The organism is Roseomonas sp. F4, from assembly GCF_053891155.1.
Genome location: NZ_JBSSHK010000005.1, coordinates 82,573 through 108,512 on the forward strand (window position 1 = coordinate 82,573; position 25,940 = coordinate 108,512).

Annotated in this window: 19 protein-coding genes; 13 read left to right on the forward strand and 6 right to left on the reverse strand. The window is 70.2% G+C overall.

Annotation, left to right across the window (positions count from 1 at the left end; all coding sequences use genetic code 11):
* Positions 1-86 precede the first annotated feature (86 nt).
* The 12 genes from ACVFYP_RS20130 (at position 87) to ACVFYP_RS20185 (ending at position 17,390) form a co-directional block, all read left to right on the forward strand.
* A complete protein-coding gene (locus tag ACVFYP_RS20130; RefSeq protein ID WP_499202006.1) occupies positions 87-1,346 on the forward strand; it encodes a glycosyltransferase family 4 protein in 1,260 nt (419 codons plus the stop codon).
* 195 nt (positions 1,347-1,541) lie between these two features.
* Positions 1,542-2,144, forward strand: a complete 603-nt coding sequence (rfbC, locus tag ACVFYP_RS20135) for a dTDP-4-dehydrorhamnose 3,5-epimerase (RefSeq protein WP_499202007.1) — start codon at positions 1,542-1,544, stop codon at positions 2,142-2,144.
* Positions 2,144-3,040, forward strand: coding sequence for a dTDP-4-dehydrorhamnose reductase (gene rfbD, locus ACVFYP_RS20140; RefSeq protein ID WP_499202008.1), 897 nt, complete (start codon positions 2,144-2,146; stop codon positions 3,038-3,040). Before rfbC ends, rfbD begins: the two co-directional genes overlap by 1 nt.
* Positions 3,037-3,918 carry a glucose-1-phosphate thymidylyltransferase RfbA gene (gene rfbA / locus ACVFYP_RS20145; RefSeq protein WP_499202009.1) on the forward strand — a complete coding sequence of 294 codons (882 nt, stop codon included), beginning with the start codon at positions 3,037-3,039 and terminating at the stop codon, positions 3,916-3,918. Before rfbD ends, rfbA begins: the two co-directional genes overlap by 4 nt.
* Complete coding sequence (locus ACVFYP_RS20150; RefSeq protein WP_499202010.1) at positions 3,918-7,391, forward strand: glycoside hydrolase family 99-like domain-containing protein; 3,474 nt, start codon at positions 3,918-3,920, stop codon at positions 7,389-7,391. Before rfbA ends, ACVFYP_RS20150 begins: the two co-directional genes overlap by 1 nt.
* A 394-nt stretch (positions 7,392-7,785) precedes the next feature.
* On the forward strand, positions 7,786-8,298 hold the full coding sequence (locus ACVFYP_RS20155; RefSeq protein ID WP_499202011.1) for a calcium-binding protein: 513 nt from the start codon (positions 7,786-7,788) through the stop codon (positions 8,296-8,298).
* Positions 8,299-8,345: 47 nt separating this feature from the next.
* Entirely contained in the window at positions 8,346-10,475 is a 2,130-nt protein-coding gene (locus ACVFYP_RS20160; RefSeq protein WP_499202012.1) for a glycosyltransferase, read from the forward strand.
* Positions 10,476-10,568: 93 nt separating this feature from the next.
* Positions 10,569-11,885, forward strand: a complete 1,317-nt coding sequence (locus ACVFYP_RS20165; protein WP_499202013.1) for a glycosyltransferase family 4 protein — start codon at positions 10,569-10,571, stop codon at positions 11,883-11,885.
* The gene (locus tag ACVFYP_RS20170; RefSeq protein ID WP_499202014.1) at positions 11,869-12,561 is read left to right on the forward strand and encodes a hypothetical protein; all 693 of its coding nucleotides are present in this window, start codon (positions 11,869-11,871) and stop codon (positions 12,559-12,561) included. Before ACVFYP_RS20165 ends, ACVFYP_RS20170 begins: the two co-directional genes overlap by 17 nt.
* 4 nt (positions 12,562-12,565) lie before the next feature.
* On the forward strand, positions 12,566-14,296 hold the full coding sequence (locus ACVFYP_RS20175; protein ID WP_499202015.1) for an ATP-binding cassette domain-containing protein: 1,731 nt from the start codon (positions 12,566-12,568) through the stop codon (positions 14,294-14,296).
* Positions 14,293-16,029, forward strand: a complete 1,737-nt coding sequence (locus tag ACVFYP_RS20180) for an ATP-binding cassette domain-containing protein (RefSeq protein WP_499202016.1) — start codon at positions 14,293-14,295, stop codon at positions 16,027-16,029. Before ACVFYP_RS20175 ends, ACVFYP_RS20180 begins: the two co-directional genes overlap by 4 nt.
* Positions 16,026-17,390 carry an HlyD family type I secretion periplasmic adaptor subunit gene (locus tag ACVFYP_RS20185; protein WP_499202017.1) on the forward strand — a complete coding sequence of 455 codons (1,365 nt, stop codon included), beginning with the start codon at positions 16,026-16,028 and terminating at the stop codon, positions 17,388-17,390. Before ACVFYP_RS20180 ends, ACVFYP_RS20185 begins: the two co-directional genes overlap by 4 nt.
* A 197-nt stretch (positions 17,391-17,587) precedes the next feature.
* Here ACVFYP_RS20185 and ACVFYP_RS20190 read toward each other — a convergent pair whose 3' ends face one another.
* The 6 genes from ACVFYP_RS20190 to ACVFYP_RS20215 form a co-directional block, all read right to left on the reverse strand.
* The gene (locus ACVFYP_RS20190) at positions 17,588-18,025 is read right to left on the reverse strand and encodes an acyl-CoA thioesterase (RefSeq protein WP_499202018.1); all 438 of its coding nucleotides are present in this window, start codon (positions 18,023-18,025) and stop codon (positions 17,588-17,590) included.
* Positions 18,026-18,065: 40 nt separating this feature from the next.
* Positions 18,066-18,773, reverse strand: a complete 708-nt coding sequence (locus ACVFYP_RS20195; RefSeq protein ID WP_499202019.1) for an RraA family protein — start codon at positions 18,771-18,773, stop codon at positions 18,066-18,068.
* Positions 18,774-18,843: 70 nt separating this feature from the next.
* Positions 18,844-19,998, reverse strand: a complete 1,155-nt coding sequence (locus ACVFYP_RS20200; protein ID WP_499202020.1) for an acyl-CoA dehydrogenase family protein — start codon at positions 19,996-19,998, stop codon at positions 18,844-18,846.
* A 6-nt stretch (positions 19,999-20,004) separates the two neighbouring features.
* On the reverse strand, positions 20,005-21,204 hold the full coding sequence (locus ACVFYP_RS20205) for an acyl-CoA dehydrogenase family protein (RefSeq protein ID WP_499202021.1): 1,200 nt from the start codon (positions 21,202-21,204) through the stop codon (positions 20,005-20,007).
* Positions 21,205-21,214: 10 nt separating this feature from the next.
* The gene (locus ACVFYP_RS20210) at positions 21,215-22,825 is read right to left on the reverse strand and encodes an AMP-binding protein (protein WP_499202022.1); all 1,611 of its coding nucleotides are present in this window, start codon (positions 22,823-22,825) and stop codon (positions 21,215-21,217) included.
* Position 22,826: 1 nt separating this feature from the next.
* Positions 22,827-24,887 carry a 3-hydroxyacyl-CoA dehydrogenase NAD-binding domain-containing protein gene (locus ACVFYP_RS20215; RefSeq protein WP_499202023.1) on the reverse strand — a complete coding sequence of 687 codons (2,061 nt, stop codon included), beginning with the start codon at positions 24,885-24,887 and terminating at the stop codon, positions 22,827-22,829.
* A 99-nt stretch (positions 24,888-24,986) separates the two neighbouring features.
* Between ACVFYP_RS20215 and ACVFYP_RS20220 the strand changes: the two genes are divergently transcribed.
* A complete protein-coding gene (locus ACVFYP_RS20220; protein ID WP_499202024.1) occupies positions 24,987-25,919 on the forward strand; it encodes an NAD(P)H-dependent flavin oxidoreductase in 933 nt (310 codons plus the stop codon).
* The last annotated feature ends 21 nt before the right edge of the window (positions 25,920-25,940 follow it).

Consider the following 25,940-nt stretch of genomic DNA (forward strand, 5'->3'; position numbering starts at 1 on the left):
CTGGCCCTGCTTGACCGGGGCGATGGCACCGCACAGGGTCCGGCCGGAAACGTTGCGTCCCCGCCGGAGAAATGATGGCCCTGCTGATGCCCCGCCGCCCGTTGCGCGCGCTGTTCATTCACCAGAACTTCCCCGGCCAATATGCGCATCTCGCCCCGGCGCTGGCGCAGCGGCAGGGGGTGCAGGTCTGGGGCATGGGTGAAAAGCCAGGCTATGCCGCGCCGGGCGTCACCTACATCCCCTATGGCGCGCCGAAGGGCGCCGGGGAGCATACGCATCGCTACCTTCGGCCGCTGGAGGCCTCGACCCGGCGCGGCCAGCATCTGGCCAACCGGCTGGTGCAGCTGCGCGACAAGGGCATGCGACCGGATATCATCATCTGCCACCCCGGCTGGGGCGAGGGGCTGTTCCTGAAGGACGTCTTCCCGCGGGCGCGCACGCTGTTCTACTGGGAATTCTACTACAATTCCGTGGGCCAGGACCTCGGCTTCGACCCCAGCCAGCCGGTCGGCCTGGATGACGCCGCCCGCATCCGACTGCTGAACGCCACCCAGCTCATCTCCCTGCAAGCCGCCGATTGGGGCGTCAGCCCGACCCGCTGGCAATGGAGCCGCTACCCCGACTGGGCGCGCCGGCGCATCACCTGCCTGCATGAGGGGGTGGATACCGACCAATGCACGCCGGACCCCGAGGCTGTGTTCCGCACGCCCGAGGGCCGCGAATTCCGCCGGGGAGACGAGGTGATTTCCTATGTCGCCCGCAATCTGGAGCCCTATCGCGGCTTTCCGACCTTCCTGCAGGCCCTGCCCCGGCTGCAACGCGAACGCCCGGCGCTGCACACGGTGATCGTCGGCGGCAACGAGATCTCCTACGGCCGCAAGCCGGAGGGTGCGGAGAACTGGAAGGCGAAGATGCTGGCGGAGCTGGAAGGGCAACTCGACCTGTCCCGCATCCATTTCACCGGCCGCATCCCCCATGCCGATCTGCATGCGCTGTTCCGGGTGACCCGGGCGCATATCTACCTGACCTATCCCTTCGTCCTGTCCTGGTCGATGCTGGAGGCGATGGCCTGCGGCGCCCTGGTGATCGGCTCCGACACGGCCCCGGTGCGGGAGGTGGTGGAGGATGGCCGGAATGGCCTGCTGGTGCCCTTCTTCGAGCCTGAGACCCTGGCGCGGCGGGTGCTGAAGGTGCTGGCCGATCCCGAATCCCATGCCGGCCTCGCCGCCGCCGGCCGCGCCGACATCATCGCCCGCTACGACCTGCGCCGGCACTGCCTGCCCCGCCAGCTCGACCTGGTGGAGCGGCTGGCGGCGGGGGGAGAGCCGGAGCCTGAAGCGGCGTGAGCACGCCCGAGGTTACGATCCGTACGAGTTCGCATGCTTTGCCTTTTCGCGCGCTTCACGATGCATTAAGAACCGATAAGCTCTCGTTAAGCGAAAAACGCGCGCATACGTTTCATATTTCTCAATTTTGAGGCAATGTGACGGCTTGCGCCGATGCGGGAGACAACCCAAGGTCTACCAAGAGAGAGGTTGCACATGCCGGAAGGGTCAGCGCCGACACAGACCGAGACGCGACGGTCGGGCAATGTCTCCGCGCAGCCCTTTCCGATCGAGGGGCCGCTGCTCCTGTCCGTCCGGCGCTTCGCCGATGCGCGCGGTGCCTTTGCCGAGACCTATTCGCGCCGCGACTTCGCCGCCATCGGCATCCCTGATGAATTCGTGCAGGACAACCAGTCGATGTCGGTCGCGATCGGAACGGTGCGCGGCCTGCATTTCCAGATTCAGCCCCATGCCCAGGGCAAGCTGGTGCGGGTGCTGCGCGGGCGGATGCTGGATGTGGCGGTGGATCTGCGCGCCGCCTCCCCCAGCTTCGGCCAGCATGTTGCGGCGGAACTGTCGGCGGAGAACGGGCTGATGATGTGGGTGCCACCGGGCTTCGCCCATGGCTTCGTGACACGGGCGGCGGAGACCGAGGTCGCCTACAAGGTCACCGCCCTCTATGCGCCGGATTGCGACCGCTCATTGGCCTGGAACGACCCGGCGCTCGGCATCGACTGGGGCGTGACGGCGGAGGCGGCGACGCTGTCCGACAAGGACCGCCGCGCGCCCCTGCTCGCCGATCTCGGAACGGCCTTCTGATGCGCATCCTGATCGCCGGCCGCCAGGGCCAGGTGGCGCAGGCGCTGCTGCGCCGCCTCGATGGGCACGAGCTGACGGCGCTGGAACCGCCGGAGCTGGACCTGACCGACCCGGCCTCCATCGCCGCCGCGATGGATGCGGCACGGCCGGAGCTGGTGGTGAACGCCGCCGCCTATACCGCCGTGGACCGGGCCGAGGATCAGGCGGAGCTCGCCTTCGCCGTGAACCGCGACGGCGCGGCGCATCTGGCCGCCGCCGCCGCCACGGCCGGCGCGCCCTTCGTGCATTTCTCCACCGACTATGTCTTCGACGGGCTGAAGGGCGCGCCCTATGTCGAGACCGACGCGCCGACCCCGCTCGGCGTCTATGGCCGCAGCAAGGCGGAAGGCGAGGCCGCGGTGCTGGCCGCCCATCCGCGCAGCGTGGTGCTGCGCACCGCCTGGGTGTGCAGCGCGGATGGCGCCAACTTCCTGAAGACCATGCTGCGCCTGGCGGCGGAGCGGGAGGAACTGCGCGTGGTCGCCGACCAACACGGCGCGCCCAGCTTCGCAGCAGACCTCGCGGATGCGGTGGCGGTGATGGCGCCGCGCCTGCTGGCGGCACCGGCTGGCGACGCCGCCTTCGGCCTGTTCCACCTGACCGGTGCCCCGCATACCAGCTGGCACGGCTTCACCATGGAAATCCTGGCCCAGGCGGCACGCCGCGGGTTGCGCGTGCCCCGGCTTGCCGCCATCGCAACGAAGGACTACCCGACACGGGCCATTCGGCCGGCCGATGCGAGGCTGGATTGCGGTAAGATCAGCGATACACACGGAATCATCCCGGCCGATTGGCGGCTGTCCCTGGCGGAATGCCTGGACAGGCTGGTCGGGCCGGGCAAGGAGCTTGCGGAATGAAGGGCATCGTCCTGGCCGGCGGATCGGGCACCCGCCTGCACCCGGCCACACTTGCGGTTTCGAAGCAGTTGCTGCCGGTCTTCGACAAGCCGATGATCTACTATCCGCTCTCGGTGCTGATGCTCGCCGGGATCCGGGAGATCATGATCATCTCCACTCCGCATGACCTGCCGCTGTTCAAGCGCCTGCTGGGCGATGGCGCCCGCTGGGGCCTGAAGCTGGAATATGCCGAGCAGGACAAGCCGCGCGGCATCGCCCATGCCTTCGTGCTGGCCGAGGAATTTCTGGGCGGCGAGCCCTCCGCCCTCGTGCTGGGGGACAATCTATTCCACGGGCACGACCTCGAAGCGCGACTGAAGGAGGCGCAGGCCAATGCCGCCGCGCAGGGCGCGACCGTGTTCGCCTATCGCGTCGCCGATCCGCACCGCTACGGCGTGGTGGAATTCGACGGCGAAAGCCGTGCCCTGACGATCGAGGAAAAGCCCACCCTGCCGCGCTCCGACTGGGCGGTGACGGGGCTGTATTTCTACGATGGCCGCGCCGCCGCCCTGGCGAAGGCGCTCGCCCCCTCCCCGCGCGGGGAGCTGGAGATCACCGATCTCAACCGCCTCTATCTGGAGGAAGGCTCGCTGCGCGTGGTGCGGCTCGGCCGTGGCTATGCCTGGCTCGACACCGGCACGCATGACAGCCTGCTGGAGGCCGGCGAATTCGTCCGCGCCATCGAGAAGCGCACCGGCCAGAAGGTGGCGGCGCCCGAGGAAGTGGCCTGGCGCATGGGATTCATCGACGGCGACGCGCTGCGCGCCTTGGCCGCGCCGCTGCGCAACAGCGGCTATGGCACCTATCTGGAAGCCCTGCTGGCGCGCGAGGATATGTGATGGACGACGACCAGGGGTCGCAGGACCCGCGCGCCAGGGGCCGGCAGGCGATTGCCGAATCCGGCATCGTCGATGTCACCTGGTATGTGGCGCAGAATGCCGATGTGGCGCATGGCGGGCAGGACCCGTTGGCGCATTTCCTGGAGACGGGCTGGGACCAGGGCCGCGCGCCCTGCTTCTATCTCGACCCGGCCTGGTATCTAGCGACGCATGCGGATGTGCGCGAAGCTGGGGCGGATGCCGTAGTGCATTACGTCAAGCATGGCGACATCGAAGGCCGCCGCCCCGGGCCGCATTTCGACCCCGCCTGGTATCGCGGCCGCTACGGCCTGGGGGAGGAGGAGAATGCGCTGGCGCATTTCCTGCGCCATCGTGACTACGGCGCCTCCCCGATCCCGGAATTCGACGGCGAATTCTACCTCTCCACCTATCGCGACGTGGCGCGGGCCGGGGCGGATGCCTTCGAGCATTATGTGACGCTGGGCTGGCAGGAGGAACGCGAGCCCAGCCCGGACTTCGACAGCCACTACTACGTCCAGCGCCATATGGGCGGGCGGATGACGGAGCCGCCGCTGCTGCACTGGCTGCGCCATCGGCACGAGGCCGGCGTGCATCCGCGCATGCCGCAGGAAACGCCGACCATCCCGCGCGAGGTGCGCCGCAACACCCGCCCGGCGGAGGAGTTCGAGGAAGTCCAGCCGCTGCCGGACGGCTTCCGCGCGCGCGCCAAGGTCCTGGCCTATTACCTGCCGCAGTTCCACGCGATCGCGGAGAATGATGCCTGGTGGGGCAAGGGCTTCACCGAATGGGCCAATCTGCCGCGCGCCCTGCCGCGCTTCGCCGGCCACTACCAGCCGCGCGTGCCGCGCGACCTGGGCAACTACTCGCTCGACGACATGCGGGTGATGCGCAAGCAGATCGAGATGGCCCGGCGCGGCGGCGTGCATGGCTGGATCTTCTATTGGTACAGCTTCAACGGCCATCGCCTGCTGGAAAAGCCGGTGGATGCCTTCCTGGCCGATCGCAGCCTGGACATGCCCTTCGCCCTGATGTGGGCGAATGAGAACTGGACCCGCCGCTGGGACGGCGCCGAGCACGACATCCTGATGGGCCAGGACTACCGGCCGGAGGATGAGCCGGAGCTGATCAACGTGCTGGCGCGCCACTTCGCCGATCCGCGCTACATTCGCCTGCAGGGCCGCCCGGTGCTGATGGTCTATCGCGCCGGGCTGATCCCGGAGCCGAAGGCGACGATCGACGGCTGGCGCAAGCGCTTCATGGATGCGCATGGCGAAGACCCGATCTTCATCATGACGCAGTCCTTCGACGATATCGACCCGACCGAATTCGGCTTCGACGGCGCCATCGAATTCCCGCCGCACAAGCTGGCCAAGCGCTGCTCGCCGATCAGCGCCAGCCTGGACTATCTCGACCCCGACTTCACCGGCACCGTCTTCGCCTATCAGGACGTCATCCAGGCGTCGCTGGAGGAGCCGAAGCCGGACTACCCGCTGATCAAATGCGCCGTGCCGGGCTGGGACAACGACCCGCGCAAGCAGGGCCAGAACACCGTCATCATCCATGGCGCCAAGCCCGCCAGCTACGAGGCCTGGCTGTCCGAGCTGATCGAGCGGGCCGAGCGCACGCCCTTCTTCGGCGAGCCGATGGTCTGCGTGAACGCCTGGAACGAATGGTGCGAGGGCGCTTATCTGGAGCCCGACCTACATTACGGCGGCGCCTTCCTGAACGCCACCGCGCGCGCGGTGGTCGGCAGCCGCGCCAGTGAGGCGCCGGGCCTGTTGATCGCCGCGGCGGATGCCGAGGAAAGCGAGGCCGCGCGCCGGCTGATCGATGCCGCCGGCGCCCTGCGCCGTGGCACCGGCCTGCGGGTGGAGGTGCTGCTGCTGGCGGGCGGGCCGCTGGAGGAGGATTTCGGGCGGCTCGGCCGGCTGACCGTGGCGACCACGCCGGAAGCGGCGGAAGCCGCGCTCTCCGCCGCGGCCGCCGATGGGCTGCTGCATGCGCTGATGACCACGGCTGCGGCGGCGCGGCTGGCCGCCCTGGCGCAGGCGCGTGGCATAGCCAGCACCGTGATGGTGCATGAGATGCCGGGCGAGTTGCGGTCGCGGGACCTGCTGGGCGGGCTGCGCGGCGCGCTGCGCCATGCCGGCACCGCTTTGCTGCCCGCAGCCTCCGTGCGGGATGCCCTGCTGGCGGAGCTGCCGGCGCTGGCCGAGACCCGCATGCAGGTGCTGGAACCCGGCCTGCCCTTCCCCCCCGCGCCGGATGCGGCGGAGGCCGCCAGCGCGCGCGCCTATCTCGGCCTGGCGGAGGGTGACCGCCTGCTGCTCGGCACCGGGCCGGGCGATCTGCGGAACGGCCTCGACCTGTTCCTGCAATTGTTCCGCCGGCTCCGGACGCAGGATGCGCGGGTGAAAGCGGTCTGGGTGGGGCCGCTCGATCCCGGCCTGCGGCTTTGGCTGGGCGCGGAGCTGGCCACGGCGCGGCAGGAGGGGCTTCGGCTGGTGGAACAGCTGCTGGAGCCTGGGCCGCTGCTCGGCGCCGCCGACCTGCTGGCGCTGACGGCGCGGGAAGCGCCCTTCCCGATGGTGGCGCAGCAGGCGCTGGCGCTCGGCGTGCCGGTGGTGGCCTTCCAGGGTGCTGGCGCCGCGGCCGAACTGGCGCAGGCGCTGGGCGGTGCCGCCGCGCCGCTCGGCGATGTCGAGGCCATGGTAGCGGCGGCCGCGCCGCTGCTGGCCGGCCCACCGGATGCCCCGGCACGTCAGGCGCGGCGACAGGCCGCGCTGGCGCGTTTCGACTTCACCCGTACCACCGCCGCCCTGCGTGCCGCGCTGCTGCCTGGCCTGCCCGGCATCTCCGTCGTCGTGCCGGGTCGCGGTCGCGGCTTCATGCTGGCCAGCCGGCTGGACGCCATCTTCCGCCAGGACCTGCCGGTGCAGGAGGTGGTGGTGCTGGACGATCCCTCCGACCCGCGCGTGGCGGAAGGGGCGCGGCTGGCCGCGCAGCGCTGGCAGCGCGACATCCGCCTGGTGCCGGGGCCGGCCGCCTCCACCCGGGCGGCGATCGCACGGGCCGCGATGGCGGAAACACGCGGCGAGCTGCTGTGGGTCGCCGATCCCGATGTGGCTCCCGGCGGCGCCTTTCTGCGCCGGGCGGTGGCGGCGCTCGCGGCTTCGCCCGACGCGCCCTTCGCGGCGCTCGCCCATGAGGGCGTCGCCGACCCCGCCGCCTGCCTGTGGCGCCGTGCGGCCTTCGGCGAATCCGCGCCGATGGATGCCCGGGGGGTGTTGCTTCTCGGCGTGGCGCTGCTGCGGCTGGCACCTTCACCCGTGCTGGTGGAAGCAGATGAGACACCGGAAGCGCCCTCGCCACCGCCCACGCCCGTCGAGCCCCCCACGCCAGGCGCGTCCCGGCGCCGGACCCGACAACCTGCGGCTGCACGCAGCAGGTAGAACCGCGCCCCATACGTCGCGAGATCAATCCCATCGACGGCTTTTTCCGAAGGCCGCCGCTTTTTGGGGAATGGGCCACTTTCTGGGATGAGACTGTCCCAGCAATCTCATTTTCCTTAACTGGCGCCCATCGGTTGTGATGCGCGCCGCGTCATGGACGCTCCTGGTTCGGCGACGGCATCGCCGACGCCCGTCGCGAATGTTTCGTATTCAGATTTTTGTCGGTATCAAAAATGAATATTCTTAGGTAAATCAAAAGTTTGGTTGGCTTTCTTAAGATTTACGGTTGGATTGCCGCAGCGCCAAACTGGTTGACTTCCGGGTAGTCTAGTTCCTAATACAGCTGCGCTTTTTGACGTGCTCAGCCCAGCACGCCCCCGCCGCGGAGGCTTCAATGTCCGGCTTCGCCTCGATCTCCGGCAGCAATGCCGACGACTTGCTGAATGCCCCAGCTGGCGACATCGATCACCTGATTTTTGGACTCGGCGGCGACGATACCATTTTCGGTCGGGGCGGCGACGACGTCATCTATGGCGGGCTGGGCAAGGACGTGCTGCGCGGCGGCGCGGGTGAGGATGAGCTGTATGGTGGTGGCGGCGCCGATCGTCTGATCGGCGGCAGCGGCGACGACACGATGAATGGTGGCGCGGGCGCGGACTCCTTCGAATTCGGCGACGGCTTCGGCCACGACCTGATCACCGGCTTCCAGATCGGCACGGACACGCTGCAGATCAGCAGCAACATCAACGCCACCGGCATCAGCGACCCCACCGACCTGCTCTCCCTGGTCTCGGACGACGGGTCGGGCAACGCCATCATCACCCTCGGCAGCGACACCATCACGCTTCAGGGCATTTCGGTCAGTGACCTGACCAACAATATCGGCTCCATCGTCCAGATCGTCTGAGGCCGCCTCGCGCAGCGGCGCGACCCAGGGCACCGCCGGCACGAGGCATGCAAGTGGATCAAGGCGGGATGGCCGCGGTGCAGGAGACGGGAGTTCCACTTCCCCGCTGGCTGCGCCTCGGGGCCGAAATTGTCGCGGTGCGCCTGCCCGCGCGCCTTGCCCAGCTTCGCGATATTCACCTCCGTCTCGGCGCTGGCGAGCCCTTCCGCCCGCTGTCCCAATTGCCGCTTCCGGATGGCGCCCTGCTGCTGGCACGCGCGCCGGCGGGCTCGCAGTTGCTGCTGAAGGCCGGGGATGGCGCCTGGCTGGATCTGGGGCTGGCCGCGAACATTGCCCTGATCGCTTCCGCCGCCAGCCCGCGTGTCCTGACGCTGCTTGCCAGCAAGATCGCAGGCCCACTGCGGGCCGCGGCCGATCCCGCGGTGTTGCGGGATCTCCTCGCCATCGCGACACCCACCGCCATCCCGGCCCCCGACAGCCTGCGGCCGCTGGTCAGCCTCAACCAGGGCCGCGCGCTCTGGCCCCTGACCGCTGGCGGCTGGCTGCTGACGCTGCAGGGGCTGGTCCGGGTGGCGGAGCCCGAAGCCGGCCTCGCCCCCCTGCCCGCCATGTCTGCCGACGCCCTGCTGCTGCGCGCGGAAGCGCCGCCATGGCGCCTGCCGGAGGCCGCCCCCCTGCCCCCCGGCCTGGTGGAACTGGCGCGCCAGGATGCCCCCGCCCCGCGCGCCCTGCTGCGCCAGGCGCTGGTGGCGCTGCGCCGCTATACGGCGGAGCCCTGGTGCAGCGATGCGCTGCGCGATGCGCAGGTGCTGTCCATGGCGCCGGCGCGCGCCGCCGCCGATCCGGCCAATGCGGTGGCCGCCGCCCTGGACCGCGCCATTTCCGATCAGGCCGGCGGCGTGTTCCTGATCGGCTGGCTGCATGATCCGCTGCGGCTGATCCGCGGCATGACCCTGCGCGGACCCTTTGGCGGTATGCCCCTGCCGGCGGAGCGGCTGTTCCCGGCCAGCCGCCAGGATGTGGTGAAGCGCTTCGAGCAGGCGTCCTTCGGCGCGCCGGAACCCCGCCCCGGCTTCGTCGCCCATCTGCCCGATGCCGGCCCTGGCCCTGTGGCTCAGTGGCGGCTGGAACTGACGCTTGGCTCGGGCGAAGCGATCGAGCTGGTCGCCGGCCCGGCCCTGATCCCCGCCGCCCAGGCCCGGGAAGCGGTGCTGCGCGGCGTCAACCCGCTGGATGTCAGCCCGGCCCTGCTGGACCAATGCCTGACGCCAGCCGCCGAACGCCTGCACCGCGCCGCCTCCGCCGAGCCGCTGGATCTGGAAGTGCTGCGCATCGGCCCGCCGGTGACGGCCCCGCTCACCAGCCTGGTCATCCCGCTGTACCGCAACCTGCGCTTCGTACGGCACCAGCTTTCCGCCTTCGCCCGCGACCCGATGCTGCGGCAGTCGGAGCTGATCTTTGTGCTCGACAGCCCGGAACAGCGCGGCGAGGCGGAGCATATGCTGCGCGGCCTGTCTGGGCTGACGGGCCTGTCCGTCACCCTGGTGCTGCATGGCCGCAATGCCGGCTATGCCACTGCCTGCAACAGCGGCGCGGCGCAGGCCACGGCACCGACCCTGCTGATGCTGAATTCCGACGTGGTGCCCGACCGGCCCGGCTGGCTGGCGCCGCTGCTGGCGCGGCTGGCGGAGGACCCGAAGCTGGGCTGCGTCGGGCCGAAGCTGATGTTCGACGATGGCTCCCTGCAACATGCCGGGCTGTACTTCGCCCGCGGTCCTGGCGATGACTGGTACAACTGCCACTACTTCAAAGGCTTCCCGCGCCATTACCCGATGGCCTGCCAGGCACGGCCGGTGCCCGGCGTCACCGGCGCGGCCATGCTGATGCGGCGGGAGGCCTGGGACACGGTCGGCGGCTTCTCCGCCGACTATATCGTCGGCGATTATGAGGACAGCGACCTCTGCCTGCGGCTGCGCCAGGCGGGCTACGGCATCCTCTATGAACCCGCCGCCGAGCTGTTCCATTTCGAGCGGCAGTCCATCGCCCAGCATGGCGGCTATGCCGGCACCGTCGCCGCCGCCTACAACCGCCGCCTGCATCACCGCCGCTGGGATGCGACCATCGGCGCGCTGATGGCCGCCTTCCCACGCATGGGGGAGACGCTGGCCGCCGCCTGATCCACCGCGTGGCGAAGTCCCTGACGATGCAACGCCCTATCTCCGATCCGGCAATATCGCCCCGAGCCTCTTTCCTTTAGCCTTAGTGGAGCCATGCGCCTCCTCGTCCTCTGTCATAACCATCCCGATCTGCAGCCGGGCGGCACCGAGGTGGTGGCGCGCGGGCTGTTCCGCGCGCTGCGCGACCGGCATGGGGTGGAGGGGCTGTTCCTCGCCGCGGTCACCGCGCAGCATCGCGAACGCCGCCCCGGCACGCTGTTCCAGTCGATCGGCACGAAATCGGACGAGATGCTGGTCTGGCTCAGCCATTTCGACCGCTTCCACCTCTCCCAGGTGGATAGCTGGGGGATGGGGGAGCTGGTCTCCTTCCTGACCGACTATCAGCCGGACATCGTGCATTTCCACCACCTGCTCTATTTCGGGCTGGAGACGCTGGATGTCGTGCGGCGGGTGGCGCCGAAGGCGAAGATCGTCGTGACGTTGCACGACTTCTTCGCGCTCTGCCCGCAGGAGGGCCAGCTTCTGACCATCGACGACCGGCTCTGCCCCGGCCCTTCCGCCGATGGCTGCCGGCGCTGCTTCCCCGGGCGCGGCGGCACCGACCTGGCGCTGCGGGACATCGCGGTGCGCGGTGCCATGGCGGGGGTAGACCTGCTGCTGTCGCCATCGGACTTCCTGCGCGACCGCTTCATCGCCGCCGGCTGGGATGGGGCGCGGATCGAGGTGCTGCGCAACGGCATCGCCGGCGGCCCCGCCGCGCCGCGCCGCGTGACGACAGATGGGCGGCGCGACCGCTTCGGCTTCTTCGGCCACATCAATCGTTTCAAGGGCAGCCTCGTGGCGCTCGACGCCTCCGCGCATCTGTCGCGGCAGGGCGTGGCGCATGACCTCGCTTTGCACGGCGGCACCGCCTACCAGCCCGACGAATTTCTGGCGACCTTCAAGGCGGCGCTTACCGCCGCGCCCTCGGCGCGGCATCACGGGCTCTACAGCCCGGAGGATATGCCGGCGCGGATGGCGTCCGTGGACTGGGTGGTGATGCCCTCCATCTGGTGGGAAAACGCGCCGCTGGTGGTGCAGGAAGCCTTCCGCCACGGCCGCCCGGTGATCTGCGGCAATGTCGGCGGCATGGCGGAATCGGTGCGCGACGGCGTCGATGGGCTGCATTTCCCGGTGGGCGACAGCATCGGCCTGGCCGAGGTCATGCGCCGCGCGGCAGATGAGCCGGGCCTGTGGGAGCGCCTCTCGGCCGCCACCCCGGCGCCACGCCGGATGGAGGAGGCGGCGATCGAGCATCTGGCGCTGTATCGCCGGCTGATGGGCACGGGCCTGCCCGAGCTGGTGCCATTGCCCGTGACGGCCCCGGCCACGAGACGCGCGGAGGGTCGTGCCCGTGTCCGCCTCGGCTGAACCGCTCGCCGCACCCGATATCCGCGGCTATGTCGATGCGGTCACCGGCAACCGCATCGATGGCTGGGCCTTCGAGCCCGCGCAGCCGACGGAGCGCGTGGTGGTGGAGCTGCGCCTGGATGGCCAGACGGTGGCGACCAGCGTCGCCGACCGCCACCGCGCCGACCTGATCCGCGCTGGCATCGGCGATGCCTTCCATGGCTTCCGCTTCCTGCTGCGCCCGGCCTGGGCGGAACGCCGCGCCGATCTTAGCGTGGTGGCGCGCGCGGTCGAGGGTGGGGAGGTGGCGCTGCCCCTGCTGCGCCATGGCGCGCCCGTGGAAGCCCGGCCGGAATCGCGCGCCGCCGCGCCAAACCCGCAGGTGGTGAAGGCCATCGAACAGCTCATCGCCGGGCAGCGCGCGCTGGAGGACCGGATGCAGGAGTTGGCCCTGCGGCCGGAGCCGCCAATGACGCCGATGACGGAGCCGGCGGATTTCGAACAGCGCATGGCGGTGCTGGAGGCCTGGGTGGCGCGGCTGGATGAGCGTCTCGCCAGCCTGCAGGCCGCGCCGGCGCCGCGTGCCGCAGGCACCGGCCCGGGCGGGCTGGACACCTGGCAGGTGGTGCTGATGGCGCTGCTGGCGGTCACCGGCCTGGGTGCGCTGACCGCCTTCGCGCTGGTCCTGGCGCTGTAGCGGCATGGCCCTGGCGCGCAGCCTGCGGGGCGCCGAGCCGGCCAGGTCCGCTCCGCCCCCCCCACCCGGCACGCTGCCGGATGTGGTGGAGGTCGCGCGGACGGAGATCGCCTCCGCCGCCCGGCTGACCCTGGCGCTGGGGCTGGCCATCAGCCTGGCGACCTTCGCGGTGGTCGCGGCCAAGCTGGTGATCTGGCAATTGGTGCTGCCCACCGGCAATCCCTGGACCCTGGCCGGCCTCGCCATCGCCTTCTGCCTGACCGTCGGCATCCTGCTCGGCCTCGATCAGCTGCGGGAACTGGGGCTGCTCGCCGTGTCGCACCGCCTGGCGCGGCGGCTGGCCGCCCCGCTGGTGCTGGCGGCGGCGCGGCAGCCCGGCCGGGCCGACCTCGCCGCCGGCCAGGCGCTGCGGGATGTGGAGGAGCTGCGCCGCAACCTGACCGGGCCCGTGCTGACCGGCATGGTGGATGCGGTGCTGGTGCCGACGCTGATCCTGCTGCTGCTGTTCTTCCACTGGGCCTTCACCCTCTGGGCGCTGGGCTGCTGCCTGGCCGCGGCGCTGCTGTCGCTGCTGGGCGACCGGCTGACGCGGCGCGCCTTGACCTCCGCCAATGAATCCCAGGCCCGCACCGCCTCCCTGGTCGGCGATGCCATGCGCTGCGCCGAGGCGGTGGAGGCCATGGGCCTGCGCAAGCCCCTCGCCGCGCGGTGGGAGGCGCGGATGCGCGAAGGCGGTGCGGCGCTGCGCAGTGCCCAGGCGGGGGCGCGCTGGGTGGGGGCGGGGCTTGCCACCATCCATGGCGTGGGCTCGGGCGGGGCGCTGGTGGTGGGCACGCTGCTTTCGGCCAATGGCATCAATGTCGGCTTCGGCATGGTGCTGGCCATGCTGGTCACCGGCCAGATCATCACCCCCTTCGCCCGCCTCGGCGGCGCCAGCCATGAATGGGGCGCGGCGCTCTCCGCCTGGCGGCGCCTTGCCAAGCTGGCCGAGGCCGAGCCGGGCGGCGGAACGGGCATCGCCTTCCCCTGCCATGAGGGCCGGCTGGTGATGGAGCGCGTCGGCTTCATCCATCGCGGCGCGCCCCGCCCGCTGCTGCGGGATGTGGTGCTGGACGTGCCGCCCGGCCGCATCGTGGCGCTGGCCGGCACGGCGGGGTCGGGCAAGACCACGCTGCTGCGCATCGCGGTCGGCATGCTGCGCCCTTCCGCCGGCGGCTGCTTCCTGGATGGCCAGGCCTGCTGGCAATGGGCGCGGGAGGATTTCGCCCGCCATGTCGGCTATCTGCCGCAGGACCCGCTGCTGACTGATGGCACGGTGGCGGAGGCCATTGCCCGCCTCGCGGTGCCGGACATGGCGGCGGTGATGGAAGCGGCGCGCTTGGCCGATGCGCAGGCGCTGATCGCCGCCCTGCCCGCCGGCTACGCCACCCCGATCCGCGCCGAGGGCCCGCTTTCCGCCGGCCAGCGGCAGCGTGTGGCGCTGGCCCGCGCTTTGTACGGCCGGCCGCGCCTGCTGGTGCTGGATGAGCCCGCCGCCTTCCTGGATGCGGCGGGGGAGGAACGGCTCGTGCGGCTGCTGCGGCATCTGGCGGCGCGTGGCACCGGCATCCTGCTGACCTCCCATCGCACCACGCTGCTGGCCGCGGCGCATCAGGTGCTGACGCTGCGCGGTGGCCAGTTGGTGCCGACCAAAGCCGCGCCCCTGCTGGCAGCCCCAAAGGGTCGCGCGGCATGAGCGGTCTGCGCCTGCACGCCCCCCCTGCCCGCGCCGCCAAGGCCCGGCCAGTCAGCGTGGAAAAGCCCGCGGGCCCCTTCAGCGGCTTCTGGGCCGCGCTGCGCCGCGCCCCCGGCTTCCGCCAGGTGCTGGCGCTGCTGCTGGCCATGTCCTTCGCCCGTCAGGCGGCGCTGCTGGGCATGCCGCTGCTGACCATGCACATCTTCGACGGCGTGACGGAGGGTCACAACCTCGACACGCTGACGGTGCTGTCCCTCGCCTTCGTCATCGCCCTGAGCATGGCCGGCGCGCTCCGTGCCTTGCGCGCCGCGCTGATGTCGGCGCTGTCGGAGGAGATGGCGCGCCGGCTGACGCTGGAGGCCTTGCAGGCGGCGGTGCGCAGTTCCCTGCTCGGCAGCCGCCAGCCCGGCCTCGCCGCCTTGCAGGACACCTCGGAGCTGCGGCGTTTCCTCGGCGGCAATACCCTGGCCGATCTGTTCGACATGACGGCGCTGCCGGTGGCGCTGGCCGTGCTGTTCCTGCTGCATCCGGTCTATGCGCTGGTGGTCGGCAGCGCCTGCGTGATGATGGTGCTGCTCGGCCTGGTGCTGGACCGCACCACGCGCGGCATGCTGCGCGGCGCCTCCGAACGGCAGTTGCGGCAGGGCGCCGAATTGCAGGGCCGCCTGCGACAGAGCGACATGCTGGAGGGCCTCGGCATGCTGGCCGCCGTGGTGCGGCGCTGGGAACCGGCGCAGGAGGCCGCGCTGGCGGAGGGCGACCGCGCCCAGGCGCGGGCGCGCGCCGTGCGCGGCGTGACGGAATTCGCCTCCTACATGGCGCAGGGGGCCGTGGTGGTCACGGGCGTGGTGCTGGCACTGGGCGACCAGGCCTCCCCGGGTTCGATCATCGCCGCGATGATGCTGGCCGGCAGCGCCACCCAGCCGATCGCCCGCATCGTGCTGGCCTGGCGCGAATGGGCTTTCGCGAGCCTCGCCTGGCGGCGGTTGCAGGAGCTGTTCCGCGATCATGCGGAACCGGCGGTGCGGGCGGCGGACCCGGCGGCGCCGCCGGGCCTGTGGCTGCGCGGGCTGCGCTGGACGCCGCCGGATGGGCTGCGGCCGGTGCTGGAGGATGTCACCCTGTACTGCCCGCCGGGCAGCCTCACCTTGGTGACCGGACCGAATGGCGCCGGCAAATCGACCCTGCTGCGGGTGGCGCTGGGCCTGCTGCAGGCCGAGGTGGGCGATGCGCTGCTGGATGGCCAGGACCTGCGGGCGGTGGATCGCAGCGTGATCGGCCCGCGCATCGGCTTCCTGCCGCAGGATGTGCAACTGCTGGATGGCAGCGTGCTGGCCAATATCGGCCGCTTCGGGCCGGAGGACCCGGAAGCGGTGGTGGAGGCCGCGCGACAGGCCGGGGCGCATGACATGATCGGCCGCCTGCCGCAGGGCTATGCGACCGAGGCCGGGCCAACCGGCGGCCTGTCCATGGGCCAGCGCCGGATGATCGGCCTGGCGCGCGCCCTGTACGGCGCCCCAGCCCTGCTCGCCTTGGACGAACCCGAGGCCGGGCTGGATCAGGCGGGACGGGAAGCGGTGCGCGAGGCGGTGATGGCCGCCCGCGCCGCCGGCGCCGCCTGCCTGCTGATCAGCCATGAACCGGCGCTCTGGGCCGGGCATCTCGACCAGATGCTGCATCTGGCGCCCGGCGGCCATTGGCGTGCCGAAGCACCGGGGGAGAGGACGCCATGACCGCGCGATTGGCAGGCCCCCACTTGGCCGGTCCCAAAGCCATCCCGCTGAACTTCGCCGAGGCTGAGGCCGCTGCCTCCACCCCCGATGTGAAGCGGGTGATGCGCGCGGCGCTGCTGCTGCTGGTGGTGGGCTTCGGCGGGCTGCTGTTCTGGGCGGCGATCACGCCGATCGAACGCGCCGTTGTCGCCCGCGGCGCCCTGGCCTCGGAAGGACGGCGCAAATCCATGATGCTGGCCGAACCCGGCATCCTGCAGGAATTGCTGGTGCGGGAAGGTCAGCGCGTGCAGGCCGGCCAGGTGCTGCTGCGGCTGGACCCGACGAGCGCGGAGGCGAATGCCGTGCAGCTCCGCGCCCAGACGCGCACGCTCGGCGCCCGCATCGCCCGACTGCGCGCCGAGCAGCAGGATCAGCGCAGCTTCACCATCCCGGCCGAGATCCAGCAGGCGGCCGTCAACGACCCCTCCCTCTCCGCGATCCTGATCGCGGAAACTCGCCTGTTCCAGGCGCGCTGGGAAGCCTTCGACAGCAACACCCGCGTCTATGAACGCCGCGTCGCGGTGCCGCGTGAACAGCTTCTGGCCGCCGGTGCCCAGCGCGTCGCCGCCGCCGCCCGCGCCAATTCCGTGCGCGCCGACCTTCAGGGCCTGCGCCCCCTGGCCCAGCAGGGCTTCGCCCGGATGCGGGAGGTGCGGGAATTGGAGCGGCTGGAGGCGCAGGCGCGCGGCGAAATGGGCCTGTATGCGGCGCAGGAGGCACAGTTCCGCCAGGCCATCGCCCAGGCGGAGGCGGAGCTTTCCAGCCTGCGCCTGACCCGCGCCCAGGACATCGCCCGCGAGTTGCAGGAGGCGCAGCAGCAGATGGTGGAGGCGGAGCAGCGCCTGCTCTCGGCCGAGAACATCCGCGCCCGCCGCGACCTGGTGGCGAGCGAACCCGGCATCGTGACCGATATCCGCTTCGTCACTCCGGGCAGCAGCATCACCGATGGCCAGCCGGTGCTGGACCTGGTGCCGTTGGACGACCGGCTGGTGGTGGAGGCGCGCGTCGCGCCGACCGATGTGGAGCAGTTGCAGGTCGGCCAGCGGGTGAATGTGCGCCTCACCGCGCTGCGCCAGCGCACCACGCCGCTGCTGGCCGGGCGGCTGACCTATGTCTCCGCCGACCAGCAGACCGATGCGCAGGGCGTCGTCTACTTCCTCGCCCGCGCCGAAATCCGGCCGGAGGAGCTGCAACGCCTGCCCGGCCTGCGGCTGACGGCCGGCATGCCGACCGAGGTCTTCGTGCTGGGCGAGACCCGCAGCGCGCTGAGCTACCTGGTGTCGCCGATCCGGGATTCGCTGCGCCGGGCACTGCGCGACTGAGGGGTCATACCAACGCTCGATTTCATCGAGCTTTGGTATGCCTGTTCATGCCCTCATGCGCCGGGCGCCCGCTTCGCGGGCTTGGCTACGTCGTGCCAAAGGCACGCCAGCGGCGTGACGCACTTGCGGCGGGCCGCATTCGCGGCCTCGGCCGGCGTGACGCCGGCCGCAGGTCAGCCTTTTCGGGAGCGCTGGTCTCAGCCCCGCTTCAGCGCCAGCCGCTGCGGCGCCTCCGCCACCCGCACCTGCTCGAAGCGCGCCAGCACATCCTCGGGCCAGGCCGCCACGCGTCGGGTCGCCAGATCGACGCAGAGGAACAGCACCTCATTCTCCGCCGAGAGCCAGTCTTCCTCGGCATGGTACAGCCGGTGGCGCAGCAGCAGGCGCTTGGTATCGAAGGCCAGCAGGGCGCTTTCCGCCGCCAGCGGCGCGTCCAGCACCACCTCCCGGCGATAGGCCTGCCAGGATTCCACCGCGAAGGTGCCCAGCCCGCGCGCGCGCAGCGCCGGGCCGAGGCCCCAATCCGGCCAGACCTCATCCGTCGCGAGGTCGAAGGCGACCAGGTAATAGGCCAGGTTCATATGGCCGTAATGGTCGACCCATTCCGGGCGCACCCGGCACAGCACCGGTCTCATCCACACTCCGAATACGTGAGCAAGACCGGCGCCAGACGGATCAATGGATCTCGTCCGCCTTGGCCAGCGCCTCGGCCAGCTTGGCAGCGCTGAATTCCGGGTCCTTGCAGAGGTCGAGGATCACCTTCTCCCGCCGCGCGCCCAGCTCGATCGCCGCCGGAATCTTGCGCACCGCGTCATGCGGAATCACCACGGCGCCGTGGTGGTCGGCATGGACCACATCCTCATGCTGCACATGCATGCCGTGGACCGAGACCTCCTGCCCATAGGCGACCATATGGACAAAGGCATGGCTCGGATTCACCACGCCGGCCAGCAGCTGAAAACCGGGCGCCAGCATGTCGAGGTCGCGGATCGAACCATTGGTGACACCGCCCTGCGCGCCAAGCGCCTTGTGGACGGCGGAATGCACCTCCCCCCAGAAGGCGCCGACGCCGGGGGTATCGTCCAGGTCCTGGAGGACGACGATGGTGGGCAGGGAGGCGCGCTCGACATAGTCGTACCAGCCGAGGCGGATCTTGCGGTCCACCTCCTTCGGCCGGCCGGAGGGGGCGGCGGCGCGGATGGTGCCGGTGCGCGCCAGGCCGCAGATCGGCGGCAGCTTGCGGTCGGCGGCGACCAGCGGGCGCACGGTGAAGCCATGGCCGCGGCGGGCGGGTAGCACGTATTCCAGCGCGTTGCAGATGGTGGGCGTGTCCCACTGCCGCAGCGTCTCCAGATCCTCGAGCGTGAATGGATGCTCGGCCATGGTCGTTTTCTCCCCTGTCGCTTGAAGCGCCGCGGCAGCATCGGGCGCGCCGCGAATCCCGTCAAACCCGTCAGGCCGCTTCCGGAAGCCCCCCGGCCGCGACCACGATGCGCAGATGATGGTCCACATCGCCGAACAGCCCGGCGAGCATGGTCAGGCGCTTGAAGTAGTGGCCGGCCTTGTATTCCTCGGTCACCGCGATGCCGCCGTGAAGCTGGATCGCATCCTTGCCGAGCTGGTCGGCATTCTTGGCGACCAGGGCCTTGGCGGCGGATAGCGCCACACGGCGGGCGCTGGGGTCGCCTTCCTGCACCATCATCGCCGCATACATCGCCATGCTGCGAGCCTGTTCGGTGGCCACCAGCATATCCGCCGCGCGGTGCTGCAAGGCCTGGAAGTTGCCGATCGGCTGGCCGAACTGGGTGCGCTGCTTCAGGTAGTCCACGGTCAGGTCGCGCAGCACCTCCATGGCGCCGAGGGCTTCCGCGCAGATCGCCGCCTGGGCCTCGTCCACCACCTGCTCGATCAGGGGCAGCGCGGCGCCTTCCGGGCCGAGCAGGGCAGCGGCGGGGACCGCCACATTCTCCAGCACCACCTCCGCCGCGCGAAGCCCGTCCTGCGTCGCATAGCCACGGCGGGTGACGCCGGGGGTGGTGGGGTCGAGCAGGAACAGGCTGATGCCGTCGCGGTCGCGACGCCCGCCGGCGGTGCGGGCGGAGACGATCAGCCGGTCCGCGCTGTCGCCATGCAGCACCACGCCCTTGGCGCCGTTCAGCACCCAGCCATCGGCATTGCGCGTCGCGGCGGTGGCGACATCATTCAGGTCGTGCCGCGCCTGACGTTCCTGATGCGCGAAGGCAAGCGTGAGCGTGCCTTCCGCGATCGCCGGGATCAGTTCGGCGCGCTGTTCGGCGCTGGCGGCGCGCTTCAGCAGCCCTCCGCCGAGCACCACGGTGGCGAGATAGGGCTCCACCGCAAGACCACGGCCGAACTGTTCGCAGACCAGCATGGTCTCGACGGGGCCACCGCCGAAGCCGCCGTCTTCTTCCGAGAAGGGCAGTCCCAACAGCCCCATCTCGGCGAATTTCTGCCAATTGGACTCGGCATAGCCGCGCGGCTCGGCGCGATAGGTTTCGCGTTTCTCGAAGTCGTCATAGGCATCCGCGACAAGACGGCGGATGCTGTCGGAGAGCATGCGTTGCTCGTCGGTAAGGTCAAAGTCCATGTGCCGTCAGAGCCCCAGGAATGCTTTGGCGATGATATTCCGCTGGATCTCGTTGGAGCCGCCGTAGATCGAGACCTTGCGGTAGTTGAAGAACAGCGGCGCCGCGGCATCCGCCCAATCCGGGCCAACGCTCGGCAGGTTCAGCCCTTCCTCGTCGCGATCCGGGCGCGGCATGGCGTAGGGGCCGGCGACATCGACCAGCAATTGCGTCGAGGCCTGCTGGATCTCGCTGCCCTTGATCTTGAGGATGGAGGAGGAGGGGTCCGGCTTATCGCTGGCTTTGGATCGCTGCGCGGCCACCACACGCATCTGCGTGATCTCCAGCGCCTTCAGCTCGATCTCGGACCAAGCGAGGCGGCGGCGGAAATCGGGATCGTCCCAGACCATCCCCTCCCCCGCCGGCGTCTCCCGCGCCAGACGTTTGACGCGCGCCAGGCGTTCCTTGGTCATGCCGATGCGGGCGATGCCGATGCGCTCATTCGACAGCAGGAACTTCGCGTAGTCCCAGCCCTTGTTCAGCTCGCCGACGAGATTCTCGGCGGGCACGCGCACCTCGTCGAAGAAGACCTCGTTCACCTCATGCCCGCCATCGATGGTGATGATGGGGCGCAGCGTGATGCCGGGCGTCTTCATGTCGATCAGGATGAAGGAGATGCCGGCCTGCTTCTTCACTGATGCGTCCGTGCGCACCAGGCAGAAGATCCAGTCGGCATATTGGCCGAGCGTGGTCCAGGTCTTCTGGCCGTTGACGATGAAGTCGTCACCCTCGCGCCGCGCCGTGGTCTTCAGCGAGGCGAGGTCCGATCCCGCGCCAGGCTCCGAAAATCCCTGCGCCCACCAGATGTCCAGATTGGCGGTGGAGGGAAGAAACCGCTGCTTATGCGCCTCCGACCCAAAGGTGGCGATGACGGGGCCGACCATGTTCACGTTGAAGCCGAGCGGCTGCGGCACGGCGGCGGCCTGCAACTCCTCGACATAGATGTAGCGCTGCACCGGCGTCCAATCCTGCCCGCCCCACTGCACGGGCCAGTTCGGCGTGGCGAGGCCCTTGGCGTGCAGGATGCGCTGGCTGGTGATGTAATCCTCCCGCGCCAAAGCGCGGCCCTCGCTGACCTTGCGGCGGATGGATAGCGGGATTTCGCTGCGGAAGAATTTTCGCAGCTCATCGCGGAAGGCGATCTCGTCGGGCGTGTAGCGGAGGTCCATGTGCCGTCTCCTATCCCCGTGCCGCTTCTTCGTCGCGCAAGGCACTCGCCAACAACTTGCCCGCCGCGCTGCGCGGCAGGTTTTCGCGGAATTCCAGCGCGGCCGGCATCTCGTGCTTGCCGACGCGGTCCGCCAGAAATGCGCGCAATTCCTCCAGCGTGAAGGGTGCCGCGCTGGGCTTCAACGCACAAAAAGCCTTGGCGGCCTGGCCACGATAAGCATCCGGAACTCCGATCACCACGCATTCGGCGACGGCCGGGTGCTCGTAGATGGCCTGCTCGATGGCCGCCGGATAGACGTTGAAGCCGCCGGACAGGATCATGTTCTTGCGACGATCGACCAGGGTGAAATAGCCCGCCGAATCCATCCAGCCGGTGTCGCCGGTCAGGAACCAGCCATCCGCGAAGGCCGTCGCGTTATCGGTGGGGCGATTCCAATAGCCGGAGAAGACATTGGGGCCGCGGATGGCGATCTCGCCGATCTCCCCCACCGGCATTTCGCGCACCGGCTCATCGAAAGCCACGATGCGCATCTCAATCCCCGGCAGCGGCAGGCCGATGATGCCGGCGCGCACAGGGCCACCGGGCGGAATGCGCGTGCCGGCCGGGCAGGTCTCGGTCATGCCCCAGCCGCCGCCAATGCGCAGCTTCAGGATGCGCTCCACACGTTGCTGCACCTCCTGCGGCATCGGCGCGCCGCCGGAACTGCATTGGCGGAGCGAGGACAGGTCCCGCTGTTCGATACCGGGCACGCCCGCAATGCCGATCCACATGGTCGGCACACCGGAGAAGGTGGTGATGCGCAGCCGCTCTACCTCCTCCACCCACTGCGCCGCATCGAAGCGCACCCGCAGATGGCACAGCGCGCCCTGCGCCAATTGCCGCAGCAACACGGCGGTCAGCGCAAAGATATGGAACAGCGGAAGCAGCACCAGCACGCGCGCCGTGCCCTCCGGCAGGTCGGTGTGGTCGCGCCAGGATTTGTAGATGGCGACGGCGGCGGTCAGATTGCCATGCGTCAGCATCGCGCCTTTCGGCGTGCCAGTGGTGCCGCCCGTGTATTGCAGCAGCGCCAGATCGTCGGGCGACAGCACCGGCCAGGACGCCGGCGGCTCGGCTTCCGGGACAAGCGGAAAATCCTGCGCCACATCCTCCCCGCCCCAGCGCGCCTCGGGGGCCAGCAATACCTCCCGCACTGCCCCCTGGTCGCGCAGCCAGCGTGCATTCTCCACCTGGGCGGCGAAGCCCGTGGTGATCAGCAGCGTCGCGCCGGAATCATGGGCCTTGTGCGCCAGCTCCCGCTTCGCATCGAGGGCCGAAAAATGCACCACCCGCGCGCCCGTGCGCAGTGCCGCGAAGAAGCACAGCGGATGCCAGATCGAATTCGGCAGATACAGCGCGACGCAATCGCCGCGCCCGATGCCGCGCGCCATCAGACCGGCCGCGATGCGATTGGACAGCGCCCGCAACTGCGCATAGCTCAGCACATGGCCGCGATATTCCAGCGCTGGCTTGTCCGCGAATCGTGAGGCCACGTCATCCAGGAACCCCGGCAGCGTGCCGCGCGGGATCGGCGTGTCCCAGCGGCACTCCGGCGGGTAGGACGCCTCCCACGGATTCATCTCAGTCGGCCTTCAGACTCGCAAAACCACGGCCCTCGGCGGCGAGGCGGCCGAGCAGGTCGGCGGGCAGCAGCGTCTCGTCGCCGGTCGCCTCGGCGAAGGCGGCGAGCCGCGCCACCACATGCAGCAAGCCGACGGAATCCGCGTAATGCATCGGGCCGCCACGCCAGGCTGGCCAGTTGTAGCCGTGCAGCCAGACGACATCGATGTCGCCGGGGCGCGCCGCGATCCCTTCCTCCAGGATGCGCGCGCCCTCATTCACCATCGGCAGCACCAGCCGGTCGAGGATTTCCTCCTGGCCAATCTCGCGTTGCTCGACGCCTTCCTGCGCCGCGACGCGCCGGATCAGCGCGGTGACCTCCGGATCGACAACGCCGGTCCGGCTGCCCTCGGGATACAGATAATAGCCCTTGCGGGTCTTCTGGCCGAGGCGTTCCGCCTCCACCAGCGCATCCGCCACAGGCGCGCGCTTGCCGGTCGCGCGGCGGATGCGCCAGCCGATGTCGAGGCCCGCGAGGTCAGCCATGGCAAAGGGCCCCATGCGAAAGCCGAAATCGGTCAGCGCCTTGTCCACCTGCTCCGGCGCCGCGCCCTCCAGCAGCAGCCGCTCCGCCTGCTGCGTGCGGCGCGCCAGCATGCGGTTGCCCACAAAGCCGTAGCAGACGCCCACCACCACCGGCACTTTTGCAAGCTTGCGGCCGATCTCGGTGGCGGTGGCCAGGGCCTCCGGCGAGGTATGCTTGGCGCGCACCACTTCCAGCAGCTTCATGACATTGGCCGGCGAGAAGAAGTGCATCCCGAGCACATCCTGCGGGCGCGACGTGGCGGCGGCCATCTCGTCGATGTCGAGGTAGGAGGTGTTGCTGGCCAGAACCGTCCCCGGCTTCGTCACGCGATCCAGATGGGCGAAAATCTGCTTCTTGAGGCCCATCTCCTCGAACACCGCCTCGATCACCAGATCGGCATCGGCGGCGGCATCCAGGCCCACGGCGCCCTCGATCAGCGCCAGCCGCGCATCGCGCGTCTCTGCGTTCAGGCTGCCGCGCTTGACGCTGCTGTCATAGGTGCCGCGGATACGCTCCATGCCGCGCGCCAGGGCGGCATCATCGGTCTCGATCACCCGCACGGGGATGCCGGCATTGGCGAAGCACATGGCGATGCCCGCGCCCATGGTGCCGCTGCCGAGCACGGCGGCGCGGGACACGGGACGCGGTTGCGTGCCTTTGGGCAGACCCGCGATCCGGGCGGCCTCACGCTCCGCGAAGAAGACGTGGCGCAGCGCCTTGCTGCGCGGGTCGTCCAGCAGGCGCAGGAAGGCGGCGCGCTCGAAGGCCACGGCCTCCGCGAAGGGCTTTTCGAAGGCGGCGCGCACGCAGGCGATGCAATCGGCGATCTGCGGCTCGGTCGCCGCACGCTTCGCCAACGTCGCCGCTTCCTTCTCGAAGGCGTCGCGATCGCCCAGCCCCTCATCGCGCGCGGAGACAGGTTTCGGCTTCGGACGCGCGGCAAACCCTCGCGCCGCCTGCACCAGATCCCCCAGCACCACCGTATCGGCCAGCCCCGCCGCCACGGCCGCATCGGCGTCCATCGGCTCCCCAGCCACCATCAGCCGCAAGGCGGCCGCGGCCCCCATCAGCCGGGGCGCCCGCTGGGTGCCGCCCGAGCCCGGCAGCAGGCCGAGCTTCACCTCCGGCAGCCCCAGCTTCGCGCGCGGCCCCAGCACCCGCCAGGAGCACGCCATGGCCACTTCCAGCCCACCGCCCAGCGCCGCGGCGTGGATCGCGGCAACCACCGGCTTGGCCGCGCCATCCAGCGCCGCCACCAGCTCCGCCAAAGTGGGGGAGGCCGGCGGCTTGCCGAATTCCGAGATATCGGCGCCAGCGATGAAGGTGCGGCCCTCGGCGGCGATCACCAGGCCGGTTACGGCCGGATCAGCCTCCGCCCGGGCCACCGCCTCGAACAGCCCGGCGCGCAAGGCGGCCGACAGGGCATTGACCGGCGGGTTCGACAACGTCGCCACCGCGATGCCGTCCACAACCTCATACCGCACCGGTTCCGCCATGCGCCTGCTCCCCCAATTGCCCAATCCTGTCCGCCATCCCCGCGCCATGGTCAAGGCGGGCCTTGGCCGGCAGGATGCGCGGCCAAAGGGAGACCCGGAATGTCGCTGCCCCCGCTGCTGCAAACCCGCCTGCGCCTGCCCGCCATCGGCGCCCCGCTGTTCATCGTCTCGACGCCGGAACTCGTGATCGCGCAGTGCCGGGCCGGGATCGTCGGCAGCATCCCCTCGTTGAACGCCCGCCCGAAGGAAGCGCTCGACCCGATGCTGGCCGGCATCAGCGCGGCGCTGACCGAGGCCGATGCGCCCTTCGCAGTGAACCTGATCGTGCATGCCTCCAACGACCGCGTGGAGCATGACCTGGCGGTGTGTGAGCGGCACCACGTGCCGATCATCATCACCTCCCTCCGCCCGCCCCAGGCGGTGGTGGACCGGGTGCATGGCTGGGGCGGCGTGGTGTTCCACGACGTCACCACCCTGCGCCATGCCCAAAAAGCGATCGAGGCCGGGGTGGATGGGCTGATTCTGGTCGCCGCCGGTGCCGGCGGCCATGCAGGCACGCTTTCGCCCTTCGCCCTGGTGGCGGAGGTGCGCCGCATCTTTGGCGGCACACTGATCCTGTCCGGCGCGATCACCACCGGCGGGCAGATCCTGGCGGCGCAGGCGATGGGTGCGGACCTCGCCTATATGGGCACGCGCTTCATCGCCTCCGCCGAGGCCCAGGCGGCGGAGGGCTACAAGCGGATGATCGTCGAAGGCCAGGCCGCCGACATCGTCTACACGCCCTTCTTCACTGGCATCCCCGGCAACTACCTGAAGCCCAGCATCACCGCGGCCGGGCTGGACCCGGAGGCGCTGCCGGCGGTGGACAAGACCAGCGCCAATTTCGGCACCACCCGGGTAAAGCCCTGGAAGGATGTCTGGGGCGCCGGCCAGGGCGTCGGCAGCATCACGGATGCGCCACCCGCCCCCGAGATCGTGGCGCGGCTGCGCGCCGAATACGCAGCCGCCAAGGCGGCGCTGGCGGGGCTGTAGCGGCCGCCTTCTGGCGGATCA